Source organism: Actinomadura bangladeshensis, from assembly GCF_004348335.1.
GTDB classification, from domain to species: Bacteria; Actinomycetota; Actinomycetes; order Streptosporangiales; family Streptosporangiaceae; genus Spirillospora; species Spirillospora bangladeshensis.
In genome coordinates this window covers 1-13,305 of sequence record NZ_SMJW01000038.1, presented here as the reverse complement: position 1 = coordinate 13,305, position 13,305 = coordinate 1, and the positions used below count along the sequence as shown (strand labels likewise).

General features: G+C 75.8%; 12 protein-coding genes. 6 read left to right on the top strand and 6 right to left on the bottom strand.

Translation table 11 applies throughout. The annotated features are described in order from the left end of the window. Nucleotides 1-126: 126 nt before the first annotated feature. The 4 genes from E1284_RS10260 to E1284_RS10245 all read left to right on the top strand — a co-directional run bounded on the left by E1284_RS10260 (nucleotide 127) and on the right by E1284_RS10245 (nucleotide 7,854). Nucleotides 127-894 (top strand): hypothetical protein, encoded by a 768-nt coding sequence (locus tag E1284_RS10260; protein ID WP_243714383.1) that lies wholly within the window; start codon nucleotides 127-129, stop codon nucleotides 892-894. Continuing rightward, entirely contained in the window at nucleotides 891-2,402 is a 1,512-nt protein-coding gene (locus tag E1284_RS10255; protein WP_131938790.1) for a DNA polymerase Y family protein, read from the top strand. The genes E1284_RS10260 and E1284_RS10255 overlap by 4 nt, the downstream gene beginning before the upstream one ends. Next, a complete protein-coding gene (locus E1284_RS10250; protein WP_131938789.1) occupies nucleotides 2,395-5,667 on the top strand; it encodes an error-prone DNA polymerase in 3,273 nt (1,090 codons plus the stop codon). Before E1284_RS10255 ends, E1284_RS10250 begins: the two co-directional genes overlap by 8 nt. Before the next feature lie 114 nt (nucleotides 5,668-5,781). Then, the gene (locus E1284_RS10245) at nucleotides 5,782-7,854 is read left to right on the top strand and encodes a protein kinase domain-containing protein (RefSeq protein ID WP_131938788.1); all 2,073 of its coding nucleotides are present in this window, start codon (nucleotides 5,782-5,784) and stop codon (nucleotides 7,852-7,854) included. A gap of 18 nt (nucleotides 7,855-7,872) precedes the next feature. On the opposite strand, the gene E1284_RS10240 is transcribed toward E1284_RS10245, so the two are convergent. Next, nucleotides 7,873-8,802 carry a Ppx/GppA family phosphatase gene (locus E1284_RS10240; RefSeq protein WP_131938787.1) on the bottom strand — a complete coding sequence of 310 codons (930 nt, stop codon included), beginning with the start codon at nucleotides 8,800-8,802 and terminating at the stop codon, nucleotides 7,873-7,875. 120 nt (nucleotides 8,803-8,922) lie between these two features. On the opposite strand from E1284_RS10240, the gene E1284_RS10235 reads away from it, so the two are divergent. After that, the gene (locus E1284_RS10235; protein WP_243714382.1) at nucleotides 8,923-9,306 is read left to right on the top strand and encodes a PH domain-containing protein; all 384 of its coding nucleotides are present in this window, start codon (nucleotides 8,923-8,925) and stop codon (nucleotides 9,304-9,306) included. On the opposite strand, the gene E1284_RS10230 is transcribed toward E1284_RS10235, so the two are convergent. Both E1284_RS10230 and E1284_RS10225 read right to left on the bottom strand, forming a co-directional pair. Beyond that, nucleotides 9,303-10,253: a ribokinase gene (locus E1284_RS10230; protein WP_131938785.1), complete on the bottom strand. Its 951-nt coding sequence runs from the start codon at nucleotides 10,251-10,253 to the stop codon at nucleotides 9,303-9,305. The genes E1284_RS10235 and E1284_RS10230 overlap by 4 nt on opposite strands. 47 nt (nucleotides 10,254-10,300) lie before the next feature. After that, nucleotides 10,301-10,519, bottom strand: a complete 219-nt coding sequence (locus E1284_RS10225; RefSeq protein WP_131938784.1) for a hypothetical protein — start codon at nucleotides 10,517-10,519, stop codon at nucleotides 10,301-10,303. A 92-nt stretch (nucleotides 10,520-10,611) separates the two neighbouring features. On the opposite strand from E1284_RS10225, the gene E1284_RS10220 reads away from it, so the two are divergent. Next, the gene (locus tag E1284_RS10220; RefSeq protein WP_165965205.1) at nucleotides 10,612-11,439 is read left to right on the top strand and encodes an SAM-dependent methyltransferase; all 828 of its coding nucleotides are present in this window, start codon (nucleotides 10,612-10,614) and stop codon (nucleotides 11,437-11,439) included. 93 nt (nucleotides 11,440-11,532) lie between these two features. Here E1284_RS10220 and E1284_RS10215 read toward each other — a convergent pair whose 3' ends face one another. From E1284_RS10215 to E1284_RS10205, 3 genes are all read right to left on the bottom strand, one after another. Then, nucleotides 11,533-12,324, bottom strand: coding sequence for an aldo/keto reductase (locus E1284_RS10215; protein ID WP_243714385.1), 792 nt, complete (start codon nucleotides 12,322-12,324; stop codon nucleotides 11,533-11,535). Between the two features lie 106 nt (nucleotides 12,325-12,430). Continuing rightward, a complete protein-coding gene (locus tag E1284_RS10210) occupies nucleotides 12,431-12,901 on the bottom strand; it encodes a MarR family winged helix-turn-helix transcriptional regulator (RefSeq protein ID WP_243714381.1) in 471 nt (156 codons plus the stop codon). 131 nt (nucleotides 12,902-13,032) lie between these two features. Then, the coding region (locus tag E1284_RS10205; protein WP_131938781.1) for a hypothetical protein at nucleotides 13,033-13,305 on the bottom strand (273 nt) is incomplete at its 5' end.

Below are 13,305 nucleotides of genomic sequence, written 5' to 3'. Positions count from 1 at the left end.
TCCCTCGAACCCCCACGCCATCGGGCGTTCCACCCGCTGCGACTCCGCTGCGTGACCTGCGACAACTTGACAGAAGTCGAACTTGTGTTCGAAATTGTGCAGGGGGCGTTCGAGAGGAGGACGAGAGTGCCGGAGGCCGCGCTGCGGGACCTCTCGGCGGTGCTGGACACGGCACCGCTCCGGTCGCCGCACACCGGGGAGACCGTACCCGTGCTGCCCGCGCTGCGCTCCGTGCTGCCCGGCGGCGGGCTGCGGCCCGGCTCGGTCGTCGGGCTCGGCGCCGCGTCCCTCGGCCTCGCGCTCGTGGCGGGCGTGTCCCGGCACGGCGGCGAGGACGGCACCGGCGGCTGGTGCGGCGTCGTCGGCGTCCCGGACTTCGGCGTGCTCGCCGCCGCCGGGATGGGCGCCGCCCCGGAGCGGCTGCTCCTCGTCGACGACCCGGGCGACCGGTGGCCGGACGTGGTCGCCGCCCTCGCGGAGGCCGTCGAGCTGATCCTGCTGCGCCCGCCGGAGCGGCCGGGGGCGGCGGCCGTCCGGCGGCTGTCGGCGCTGGCCCGCAGGCACGGCTGCGTCCTGGCGCTGACCGGCGCGTTCGCCCGCGACTGGCCGGGCACCCGGCTCCGCCTGCGGCTGGACGAGGCCGCCTGGGACGGTCTCGGCGACGGCCACGGGCGGCTGACCGGCCGCCGCGTCCAGGTCACCGCCGAGGGCCGCGACGCGCCCGGCGCCGGCCGCAGCGCCCGCCTGTGGCTCCCCGCCCCCGACGGCACGGTCAGGCCGGACGAGACCGTGCGCCGCCCCCTGGAGCTCGTGTCGGCCGGCGGGCCCGTCCATCCCCGGCCGTCCGGTGTGCCGCCGCTGGTGCGGGCGGCGGCGAAGGAGGGGATCGCGTGACGCGGGTGCTGGTCGTGTGGTGCCCGGACTGGCCGGTCACCGCCGTCGGGATCGACGCGGCGACGGCCGGGGCCGCGGTCGCGCAGGGCCGGATCGCGGCGTGCTCGGCGGCGGCGCGCGCGGCGGGGGTGCGGCGCGGGCAGCGGCTCCGGGACGCGCAGCGGCGCTGCCCCGAGCTGGTCGTCCGGGACCGGGAGCCGGACGCCGAAGGACGGCTGTTCGAGGAGGTCGTGGCGGCGGTCGCGGAGCTGGCGCCCCGCGTGGAGGTGGTGCGGCCTGGGCTGTGCGCGATCGCGGCGCGCGGACCGGCCCGCTTCTACGGCGGCGAGGAGGCGCTGCGCGTCCTGGTGCAGGACACGGTGGTGGAGGCGGGGCACGACTGCGGGTCCGGCGTCGCGGACGGGCTGTTCGCCGCGGAGCTGGCGGCGCGGGCCGGGGACGGCGGCGTCGTGGTCCCGGAGGGCGGCGCGGCGGCGTTCCTCGCGCCCTATCCGCTGCCGGTGCTCGATCGTCCGGAGCTGGCCGACCTGCTGCGGCGGCTCGGGATCAGGACGCTCGGCGACTTCGCGGCCCTGCCGTCCGGGCACGTCGCCGGCCGGTTCGGGGCGGACGGCGCGCTCGCGCACCGGCTGGCGCGCGGCGAGGAGCCGCGCCCGCTCGCGCCCGTCCGGGGCGCGGCGGACCTGTCGGTGCGCGGCGACTTCGACCCGCCCGCCGAGCAGGCCGAGCGGGTGGTGTTCGCGGCGAAGCGGCTCGCGGGCGAACTGCACGAGGGGCTCGCGTCGGACGGGCTGGCCTGCGTCCGGCTGGAGGTCGCGGTCGGGTTCGCCGACGGGCACGTGCTGCGGCGGCTGTGGCGGCACGAGGGGCTGTCTGCGCTGGCCGTCGCCGAACGGGTGCGCTGGCAGCTGTCGGCCTGGCAGGGAGGCAGTGCCGAGGACGTCTGGGGCGGTGTCACGTGGGTGGAGCTGGCGCCCGACCAGATCGTCCCGGACGAGGGCCGCCAGGAGGCGCTGTGGGGCCGGACGGCCGTCACCGACCGGATCACGCGGGCCGCCGACCGCGTCCAGGCGCTGCTCGGGCACCGGGGGATCACCCGGCCGGTGCTCGTGGGCGGCCGCGGGCCGGGTGAGCGGATCGTCCGGGTGCCGGTCGGCGACCTGGCTCCCTCGGGCCTGCCCGAAGGGCCGTGGCCGGGACGCGTGACGGGTCCCGCGCCGGCCGTCGTCCCCGCGTCGCCGTCGCCGGCGGAGCTGGTCGACGCGTCCGGCGAGGCGGTGGCCGTGTCGGCGCGGTGCGAGGTGTCGGCGCCGCCCGCGACGCTCGTGGTCCGCGGGCGGCCCGCCGCCGTGACCGGCTGGACGGGCCCGTGGCCCGCCGACGAGCGCTGGTGGGACGCGGACACGTCCCGGCGCCGCGCGCGTTTCCAGGTCGCCACCGAAGGCGGCGCCGCCTACCTGCTCGCCGTCGAGGGCGGCCGGTGGCACGTCGAGGCCGTCTATGACTAACTGGTACAACCTGCCGATCTCGTGGCGGGAGTTCGAGGAGCGGCTGTCATGGCGACCGTCCGAGCGGGCGGTCGACGCACCGGCGCCGGCGCCCGAGGTCCCGCGCCGCGCCGAGGCCGAGGTCCCGTGGGCGGAGCTGCACGTCCACTCGTCGTTCAGCTTCCTGGACGGGGCCAGCGATCCCGCGTCGCTCGTCGCGGAGGCGGCGCGGCTCGGCGTGGAGGCGATGGCGGTCACCGACCACGACGGCATGTACGGGGCGGTGCAGTTCGCGCAGGCCGCGCACGACGCCGGGATCGGCACGGTCTTCGGCGCCGAGCTGAGCCTCGGCCTGCCGGGTCCGCAGACCGGGGAGCCCGACCCGGCCGGGCGGCACCTGCTCGTCCTGGCGCGCGGCCCGCAAGGGTACGCCCGGCTGTGCTCGGCGATCACGTCGGCGCAGCTCGCGGGCGGGAGCAAGGGCCGTCCCGTCTACGACCTGGAGGCGCTCGCCGGCGCGCACGACGGCCGCTGGGCGGTGCTGACCGGCTGCCGGAAGGGCCCCGTCCCGGCGGCGCTGGAGGCGGGCGGGCCGGACGCCGCCGACCGCGAACTGCGGAACCTGGTCGCCATGTTCGGCCGTGACAACGTGTTCGTCGAGCTGATCGACCACGACCAACCGGACGACGACCTCCGCAACGACGCCCTGTTCGAGCTGGCGGGACGCGCCGGGGTCGAGGTCGTGGCGTCCAACAACGTGCACTTCGCGGCGCCGGGAGCGGACGCGCGGCTGGCGCAGGCGCTCGCCGCCGTCCGGGCCCGCCGGAGCCTGGACGACATGGTCGGCTGGCTCCCGGCGAGCGGCACCGCGCACATCCGGTCCGGCGCCGAGATGGCGAGGCGGCTGGCGCGGTTCCCCGGCGTCCTGGAGCGGACGGTCGCGCTCGCGCGCGAGTGCCGGTTCGGCTTCGACGTGGTCGCGCCCCGGCTGCCCGACTGGCCGGTCCCGGACGGGCACACCGAGGCGAGCTGGCTGCGGCACCTGGTGAAGGAGGGCGCGCTCACGCGGTACGGTCCGCCCGAGCGGGAGCGGGAGCCGGGGGCGTACGCGCAGATCGCCAAGGAGCTCGACGTCATCGAGCAGCTCGGCTTCCCCGGCTACTTCCTGATCGTCCACGACATCGTGGAGTTCTGCCGGCGCGAGAACATCCTGTGCCAGGGGCGCGGCTCGGCGGCCAACTCGGCGGTCTGCTACGCGCTCGGCATCACGGGCGTGGACGCCGTCCGGCACGGCCTGCTGTTCGAGCGGTTCCTGTCCCCCGGGCGGGACGGGCCGCCCGACATCGACCTCGACATCGAGCACAAGCGCCGCGAGGAGGCCATCCAGTACGTCTACCGCAAGTACGGGCGGGAGTGCACGGCGCAGGTCGCGAACGTCATCAGCTACCGGCCGCGGATGGCCGTCCGGGACGCGGCCCGCGCGCTCGGCTTCTCCCCCGGCCAGCAGGACGCCTGGTCGAAGGGCATCGACCCGCGCGACCCCGTCGGCTCGGAGACCGACGTCCCGGCGCCGGTGCTCGACCTGGCCGACCGGATGCTGAAGCTGCCCCGGCACCTCGGCATCCACTCCGGCGGCATGGTGATCGCCGACCGGCCGGTCGGGGAGATCTGCCCGATCGAGTGGGCGACGATGCCGGGCCGCAGCGTCCTGCAGTGGGACAAGGACGACTGCGCCGCGGCGGGCCTGGTCAAGTTCGACCTGCTCGGCCTCGGCATGCTCGCCGCCCTGCACGACTGCTTCGACCTCGTGGACGAGCACCACGGCCGCCGCTACGACCTGCAATCCGTCCCGCCCGACGACACCCCGGTGTACGACATGCTGTGCGACGCCGACACGGTCGGGGTGTTCCAGGTGGAGTCGCGGGCGCAGATGGCGACGCTGCCGCGGCTGCGGCCGCGGAGGTTCTACGACCTGGTGGTGGAGGTGGCGCTGATCCGGCCGGGGCCGATCCAGGGCGGGTCCGTCCACCCGTACCTGCGGCGCCGGAAGGGCGAGGAGCCCGCGGTCTGCCCGCATCCGCTGATGGAGCCCGCGCTCGGCCGGACGCTCGGCGTCCCGCTGTTCCAGGAGCAGATGATGCAGCTCGCCGTCGACTGCGCCGGGTTCACGCCGGCGGACTCCGACCAGCTCAGGCAGGCGATGGGCGCCAAGCGCGCCCCCGAGCGGGTGGAGCGGCTGCGGCGCCGGCTGCTGGACGGGATGGCCGAGCGCGGCATCCCGTCCGACATCGCGGAGAGCGTCTACGAGAAGATCCTCGGCTTCACCGGTTTCGGGTTCCCCGAGTCGCACGCGCAGAGCTTCGCCCACCTCGTCTACGCGAGCGCCTACCTGAAGCGGCACTACCCGGCCGCGTTCACCGCCGCTCTCGTGCGGAACCAGCCGATGGGGTTCTACAGCCCGCAGAGCCTCATCGCGGACGCCCGGCACCACGGTGTCGTGGTCCGGGGCGTCGACGTCAACGCCAGCGGCGTGCACCCGACGCTGGAGGAGCCGGTCGAGGTCGTCTCCGACCATCCGCACGCGCCGGGCGAGCCCCAGCCGGCGATCCGGCTCGGGCTGTCGGGGATCCGGAACCTGGGCGACGACACGGCGGAGGCGATCGCGGCGGGACGCCCCTACGCGAGCATGGAGGACCTCGCCCGGCGCGTGCCGCTGTCGGCCGGGGCCCTGGAGGCGCTCGCCACGGCGGGCGCGTTCGACGGGCTCGGCCTGTCGCGGCGCGAGGCGCTGTGGGCGGCGGGCGCGCTGGCCGGATCCGGGCCGGGGCGGCTGGAGGGCGTGACGCCCGGTGCGTCGGCGCCCGCGCTGCCCGCGATGACGCCCGTCGAGGAGACCCTCGCCGACCTGTGGGCCACCGGCGTCTCCCGCGTCCATCCGGTCGCGCACGTCCGGGAGGCCCTGGACGAGCTCGGCGCGCTGTCGGCGGCGCGGCTCGCCGGGACGCCGGGCGAGACGAACGTCGTCGTCGCCGGGCTGGTCACCCACCGGCAGCGGCCCCCGACCGCCGGCGGCATCGTGTTCATGACGCTGGAGGACGAGACCGGGATCATCAACGTGGTGTGCCCGCCCGCGGTGTTCCAGCGGTACCGGGGCCTCGCCGTCGACGCGCAGGCGCTGCTGGTCGGCGGGCGGCTGGAGCGCGCCGACGGGGTCGCGAACGTCCGCGCGACCCGGCTGCGGCGGCTGCCCGTGCCGGGGCGGGTCAAGGCCCGCGATTTCCATTGATCCGCGGACGCTAGAACCTGGGGCCGCCCTCTGTCATCGTAAGGAAAAGTCGGAGCCGCGTGCCGCCGTGGAGGCGGCCGCCAAGACGCGGCTCGCGGGGAAAAGGTGATCACCATGGACGGGCCGCGAGCGTCCTCCCTGCGCGAGCTGCGTCCGGACGACCCCACGCGGATCGGCCGGTACCGGATCGAGGCCAAGATCGGCGAGGGCGGGATGGGCGCGGTGTACCTCGGCCGCGGCGAGGACGGCCGTCCCGTCGCGGTGAAGGTGGTCCGCGCCGAGCTGGCGGGCGACCGGACGTTCCTCGCCCGGTTCCACGACGAGGCCGCCAACGCCCAGCGGGTCGCGTCGTTCTGCACCGCGCAGGTCCTGGAGCACGGCGAGGACCTCGGCCTCGCGTACATGGTGACCGAGTACATCGACGGGCCGTCGCTGCTGGACCACGTCGCCGAGAACGGCGCGCTGTCGCCCGGGATGCTGCACGGCGTCGCGGTCGGCGTCGCCGCCGCGCTCGTCGCGATCCACAGCGCCGGGCTGGTGCACCGCGACCTCAAGCCGAGCAACGTGCTGCTGTCCATCTCCGGCCCCCGGGTCATCGACTTCGGGATCGCGCGGGCGCTGGACATGGTCTCCGCCCACACCCGGACCGGGCAGGTCGTCGGGACGCCCGGCTGGATCGCGCCCGAGCAGATCACGACGCAGCAGGTCACCACGGCCGTGGACGTGTTCGCCTGGGGCTGCCTCGTGGCGTACGCGGCGAACGGCCGCAACCCGTTCGGGCAGGGCTCGTTCCAGCTGCTCGCGGCCCGCGCCGTGCACGCCGAACCGGAGATCGGCGACCTGCCGCCGTCGCTGGCGGGGCTCGTCCAGGCGGCGCTGCGCAAGGACCCGGGCGCCCGGCCGAGCGCCCGGGACCTGCTGCTCGCCCTGGTCGGCGGCGGCGGTGAGTCCGCCGTGACGACCGAGCTGGGCGAGTCGTGGACGTCCCCGCCCGGCGAAACCCCGGGCGGTGGCCCCGGCGATGACCCCGGCGGCACCTCGCGGGACGCCCCTCCCCCGACGCCGGCGCCCGCACCGGAGCCGGCGACCCGGCCGGCCCACGAGCAACCGCGGCAGCGGCCGCACGAGCAGGAGTACGGGCGCCCGCAGGAACAGCCGTACGAGCAGCCGTACGAGCAGCCGACCGAACGCGAGTACGCGGTCCCGCCGCCCGTCCTTCCGACGGCGCCCGGGGGCCGGGCACCGCACCGGCCGTCCCGCCGCACCGCGCTCGCCGCGTCGGCCGCGGCGGCGGTGCTCGCCGCCGGGGCCGTCGCGGGCCTGCTCTACTACCTCGGCCGGCCCTCGGGCGACGCGGGGGGCGGCGCCGGGACGTTCCCGTCCGCGGCGATGCTCGTCCGCATCGACACCGCGCCCGGCTGGCCGAAGCAGTGCCATGCCGACCTCGGCCTCTACACGCCCGGCGAACCGTCCGCGAAGACCCTCGTCGGCGGGCCGCAGTGCGACATCCTCCCCGAGCGGTCACCGGACGGGAAGAGCATCGCCTTCACCCGGCAGGACACCCGGACCGCCGCGGCATGGGTGGTGAACGCCGACGGCGGCGGTGCCCGCAAGGTCGCCGACGTGCAGCGCGGCACCCGGGTGACCTGGTCGCCCGACGGCACCCGGCTGGCGTACATGGCCGAGAAGGACGGCGTGCGGCAGATCTTCACCACCACCCTCGACGGGCGCTCGGTCGTCCAGCTCACCACCGACCGCTCGTTCAAGGACGACCCGATGTGGTCGTCCACCGGCCGGCTCGTGTTCTGGAGCAGGCTGGACGGCACCGATCAGATCTACATCCTCGACCCCGGCCGCGCCGGGTCCGCGTGGACGCGGGTGACCGCGGACGGGGTGCGGTCGGTCGACCCCGAATGGTCGCCCGACGGCTCCAAGATCGCCTTCGCCCGGGGCCCGGACGAGCACAGCACGATCTGGGTCGTGAACGCGGACGGGTCCGGGCTGCGGGCCGTCACCACCGGCACCGACGACGACATGGACCCGGCGTGGTCCAGTGACGGCCGGTGGCTGTGCTACGTGCGCGGCAACGTCGCCGACCCGGTGATCCACGCGGTCCGGGCGGACGGCACCGGCGACCGCGTCCTCACCCCCCGGGGCCTCGTGATCGGCCACCCGTACTGGTCCTGACCTGGGGGTGCGCGGCCGTTAGCCGGTGATCATGTCGAGGCGGCGCAGGATGACGCCCTCGCGCAGCGCCCACGGGCAGATCTCCAGCTCGGTGAGCTCGAACAGGTCCATCGCGGCGTCCGCGACGATCGCGCCCGCGAGCAGCTGCTGGGCGCGGCTCTCCGACACGCCGGGCAGCTCGGCGCGCTCCGCGGACGGCATCGGCGCGAGCTTCTCCGCCCAGTCGGTGACGTCGGTGTCGGCGAGGGTGCGGCGCTGGTACGGCCCCTCGGCGGTCGCCGCGGCGCCCGCGATCCGGGCGAGCTGCTTGAACGTCTTGGACGTGGCCACCGCGTGGTCGGCGGGCCCGTAGCGGGCGACGTCCCCGACGTGCCGCGCGATCTCCGCCCGGACGTGCCGGCGCAGGTCGCGGATCTCCTCGGGCGGCGGCGGGTCGGCGCTGAACCGGTCGCGGGTGAGCCGGCCCGCGCCGAGCGGCAGCGAGATCGCCACGTCCGGCTCCTCGTCGATGCCGGACGCGATCTCCAGCGAGCCGCCGCCGATGTCCACGACGAGCAGCCGCCCCGACGACCAGCCGAACCAGCGGCGGACGGCGAGGAACGTCAGCCGGGCCTCCTCCTCGCCGGACAGCGCGCGGATGTCGATCGAGCGGCCGTCCCGGATGCGGGCGAGGACCTCCTCGCCGTTGGCGGCGTCGCGGACCGCGGAGGTCGCGAAGGCGACCAGGTCCTCCACGCCCTTGTCCTCGGCGACCCGCAGCGCCTCGTCGACGAAGTCGCGCAGCAGCGTCTCGCCCTCCTCCGACATGCGGTCGGAGTCGTCGAGGTGGGTGGCGAGCCGGAGCTCGGCCTTGTGGGAGTACGCGGGCAGGGGCCGCGCCCCCCGGTGGGCGTCGACCACCAGCAGGTGCACGGTGTTCGAGCCCACGTCCAGCACGCCGAGTCGCATGTGCGTGACGCTACCGGACGGCCCCCGGCGGCGTACGGGCGCCGTTCGGCGCCGGTTCCGGCTACGGTGGCGGGCATGGACCCGGGATCACAGCGGCGATGGCGCGTACCGCCAGGTCACGTGGCGGTCAAGTGCGCCGCCGCGGCGGCCGTGACGGCGCTCATCGTCCTCTACAGCCACGACCCCCAGTTCCTGTTCCTCGCGGCCGCCGCGGCGATCGGGCTGAACGCGCTCGCACTGCGCGACCTGGTCGCCCCGGTCCGGCTCGCCGCCGACGGGGACGGGCTCACGGTCGTGTCCGGTTACGCGGGGCACCGCGGCATCGCCTGGGATGAGGTGACGGCGATCCGGGTGGACGAGCGGCGCCGGCTCCTGCTGAACACCCGGATGCTGGAGATCGAGACCACCGACGACCTGCACCTGCTCAGCGCGTTCGACCTCGGCGCCGACGTCCACGACGTCGCCGACGAGCTGTACCGGCTGCGCGCCCGCACCAGCCGCTAGCCTCCGGGAGGCCCGTCCGGAAGCTCGTCCGGAAGCTCGTCCGAAAGCTCGTCCGGAAGCTCGTCCGGGGCCGGGAAGGAGCTCTGCGCGCCGCGCCCGCGGACGGCCGCGGCACCCGCCCGGGCCGCGTACCGGGCGGCGTCGCGCAGCGCGTCGCCGCGGGCGATGCGCAGGCACAGCGCGGCGGTGAAGGCGTCGCCGGCGCCGGTCGTGTCGACGGCGCCGGTCTCCGGGGACGGGATCGCCGCGGTGCCGTCTCCGTCGGCGACCACGGCGCCGTCGGCGCCGAGCGTGACGACGACGGACCGGGGCCCGGCCCCGGCGAGCGCGGCCGCCATGTCGCGGGGGTCGCCGCCGCCCTCCAGGAGGAACGCGGCCTCGTGCTCGTTGACGACCAGGGGGTCGCAGAGGGCGAGCAGGCCGTCCGGGACCGGCGCGGGCGGCGACAGGTTGAGGACGACGCGCCCGCCTGCGTCGGCCGCGGCGCGGGCGGCGGCCTCCACGGCGGGCAGCGGCACCTCCAGCTGGAACGACACCACGGCCGCCCCGGCGATCATCGTGCGGGCGGCGGCGACGTCGTCCGGGCCGAGCCGGGCGTTGGCACCGGGCGAGACGATGATGCTGTTGTCGCCGTCCGGGCCGACCGTGATCAGCGCGACGCCGGTCGGCACGCCGGGCGTGACGGCCAGGTGCGCGAGTTCCACGCCGGCCGCGGCGAGCGCGTCGCGCAGCAGCGCGCCGTGCCCGTCGTCGCCGATCCGCCCGACGATCCCGGTCCGGCCGCCGAGCCGCGCGGCCGCGACCGCCTGGTTGGCGCCCTTGCCGCCCGGGTGCACGGCGAGGTCGGAGCCGAGGACGGTCTCCCCCGGCGCGGGCCGCCGGTCGACACCGACCACCAGATCCGCGTTGACCGACCCGACCACGACGACGTCCCAGCGCTCACCCACGGTCCCACCCACTACACGCGCGGCGGCCGGTTCCGCAAGCGGCCCGGTCACACCGGTTCCAGCTCGGCGAGGTCGACGACCTCGGCCAGCTCCTCCACCGACGGGTAGTAGCCGCGTCCGACCAGCTCCCCGCGCCGCGTCACGAGGAACGCCCCGTCCCCGTGGACGCCCGCGCGGTCCGCCAGGACCCGGTGCGCGCCCGTCAGCCGCACCGCCGTCACGCGCAGCCCGCCGGGGCCCGTCCAGCTCCCCCGATCATCCCCCATGCACGGAACGTTACGTGTGGCGACGCCATGTGACGTGACCGGGTTCGGCGTTCGTGTTGCCGCCCGCCGCCGGTGGGACGATCATGACCCGGGTGACCGACTTCTCGGCCGGGTCCGCCGCCGGCCTCGACACCGCCTCCCCCAACGTCGCGCGCATGTACGACTACTGGCTCGGCGGCAAGGACAACTTCGCCGCCGACCGGGAGGCCGCCGAGCGCGTCGTGGAGATCTCCGACGGGCGGGTCGTGCGCGGCGTCCGCCTCAACCGGGCGTTCCTGCGGGCCGCGGTGCGCGCCGCCGCCGGGGCCGGCGTCCGCCAGTTCCTCGACCTGGGCTCGGGGCTGCCGACGCGGGAGAACGTGCACGAGGCCGCGGCGGGCGCGGCCCGGCCCGGCCGGCGGGACGCCCGGACCGTCTACGTCGACCACGACCCCGTCGTCTGCGCGCACGGCCGGGCGCTCCTCGCGGGCACCGCGAACGTGGGGTTCGCCGAGGCGGACCTGCGCCGCCCGGACGACGTGCTCGGCCACCCCGCCGTCCGCGACCTGATCGACTTCGCCGAGCCGGTGGCGGTGCTGCTGGTGTCGGTGCTGCACTTCGTGGCCGACGCCGACGGCCCGCACGCGCTGGTCGCCCGCTACCGGGACGTGCTGGCGCCCGGCAGCCGGCTGATCCTGTCGCACCTGGCCTCGGACGCCTTCCCCGAGCAGATGGCGCGGGCCGAGCAGGTCTACGAGGGCGCGAGCGCGCGGCTCGGCGCCCGCCCGCGCGCCGAGATCCGCCGCTTCTTCGACGGGTTCGAACTGCTGCCGCCGGGCCTCACCGGCCCCCGCGAATGGCTGGGCGACACCGCCCCGGACGGCGAGCGCTTCGCCGGCCTCGTCGGCACGGCCGAACTGCGCCGCCCCCGAATCCGTTGACCTGCGGCGTGTTGTTGTTTTGGGGCGCCGGATAACAACAACACGCCGCAGGTCAACGTGGCGGCGGGGCGGACGGCGGGCGGGGGCGGCGCACTAGGCCGCTTCGAAGACGGCCGGGTCGGGGCCGACGCGGATGCCCTTGTCGAGCTCCCCGATCGCGGCCATGTCGTCCGGGGTCAGCTCGAACCCGAACACGTCGATGTTCTCGGCGATGCGGGACGGCGTCACCGACTTCGGAATGACGATGTCGCCGATCTCCAGGTGCCAGCGCAGCACGACCTGCGCCGGGGTGCGGCCGTGGGCCGCGGCGATGCGGGCGAGCGCGGGGTCGTCCAGCAGGCCGTGCCCCTGCCCGAGCGGCGCCCACGCCTCGGTGCGGATGCCGTGGTCGCGGTGGAACGCGCGGAGCCCGTCCTGCTGGAAGTAGGGGTGCAGCTCGATCTGGTTGACCACCGGGACGACGTCGGCCTCGCCGATGATCCGCCGCAGCGTCTGCACGGTGAAGTTCGACAGGCCGATCGAGCGGACCCGCCCGTCCGCCTTGAGCTTCTCCAGCGCGCGCCAGGTCTCCAGGTAGAGGCCGCGGCCCGGCGCCGGCCAGTGGATCAGATAGAGGTCCAGCCGGTCGAGGCCGAGCCGGGACAGGCTCGCCTCGCAGGCGCGCAGCGCGTTGTCGTGGCCCTGCTCGCTGTTCCGCAGCTTGCTGGTGACGAACAGCTCGTCGCGGGGCAGGCCCGAGGCGCGCAGCGCGCGCCCGACGCCCTCCTCGTTCCCGTAGGCGCTCGCGGTGTCGATGCTGCGGTAGCCGCTCCGCAGAGCCGCCTCCACCGCGCGTTCGGCCCCGTCGTCGTCGACCTGGAACACCCCGAAACCCAGCTGCGGCATCGCGTTGCCGTCGATGAGGTCGACCTTCGGTACCGTCACGGTGACCGTCCCCCCTCGGTGATGGTGCATGCCGTGCGGTGGTGCCCGCCAGAGCGGCGGCCGAACATCACCCGCCGTGGTCGCGCCAGGCGCTCTGGTCGCGGGCGATGCGCTGGAAGGCGTCTTTGAAGGCGGTGAAGTCCTCGTCCCCGAGGGCGCGCCGGTGCCGGTCCTCGATGCCGGCGAGGATGGCGCGGGCCTTGGCGATCTCGTCGAGGCCGTGCTCGGTCGGGACGATCCGCTTGGCGCGCCGGTCGTCGGGGTCGGGTTCGCGGCGGACGTAGCCGAGCGCGGCCAGCTCGTCCACGATCGTGCCGATGATCTGCTTGTGCTGGCCGGACCGGGCCGACAGCTCGGTCGCGCGCAGCCCCTCGGCGCCGAGGAAGGCGAGGACGGTGCCGTGCCGCGGCCGGACGTCCGGGTGGCCCTGCTCGGCCAGCCGCTGGAACAGCTCGTCCTGCAGGGCCCGCATCAGCCGGCCCGCCAGCATGCCCAGGTCGGGGGCCGCGGCGCCGGCGTTCGCTCGTACTTTGGTCACAAGCCCTGACTATCAATTTCCATGACCAAGAGCAAGCCGGGCGACGGGCGCGTACGGGAGGAGGGGGTTTCGAGGTGCGGGAGGGCGCGGGCCAACGCCCTCCCGCACTCCTTCGGCCAGAAGGCCGGGGGTCAGCGGGTGCGGACGGCCGCCTCCCCGTAGGGGACGAGGCGGACCGGGCCGATCAGCCCGTAGTTCTGGCGGGACGCGCCGCCGTACACGCCGGGGTCGGACACGCGGAGCCGGTTGTTCAGCGTCGTGGCGACCTCCACCTCGATCGTGTTGGCGCCGCGCCGCAGGTGGGGGCCGACGTCCACGACCGGGACGAGCACGGAGACCGGCGGGAGGCGGCGGCCGTTGACCGTGACCCGGCAGGTGTCGAAGACCTCGCCGAGTTCCAGCAG

What these genes read in the sequence shown, in the direction of transcription:
- E1284_RS10245 (WP_131938788.1), top strand. Translation starts at nt 5,782, where the DNA reads ATGGACGGGCCGCGAGCGTCCTCCCTGCGCGAGCTGCGTCCGGACGAC.
- E1284_RS10215 (WP_243714385.1), bottom strand. Translation starts at nt 12,324, where the DNA reads ATGCCGCAGCTGGGTTTCGGGGTGTTCCAGGTCGACGACGACGGGGCC.
- E1284_RS10250 (WP_131938789.1), top strand. Translation starts at nt 2,395, where the DNA reads ATGACTAACTGGTACAACCTGCCGATCTCGTGGCGGGAGTTCGAGGAG.
- E1284_RS10225 (WP_131938784.1), bottom strand. Translation starts at nt 10,519, where the DNA reads ATGGGGGATGATCGGGGGAGCTGGACGGGCCCCGGCGGGCTGCGCGTG.
- E1284_RS10240 (WP_131938787.1), bottom strand. Translation starts at nt 8,802, where the DNA reads ATGCGACTCGGCGTGCTGGACGTGGGCTCGAACACCGTGCACCTGCTG.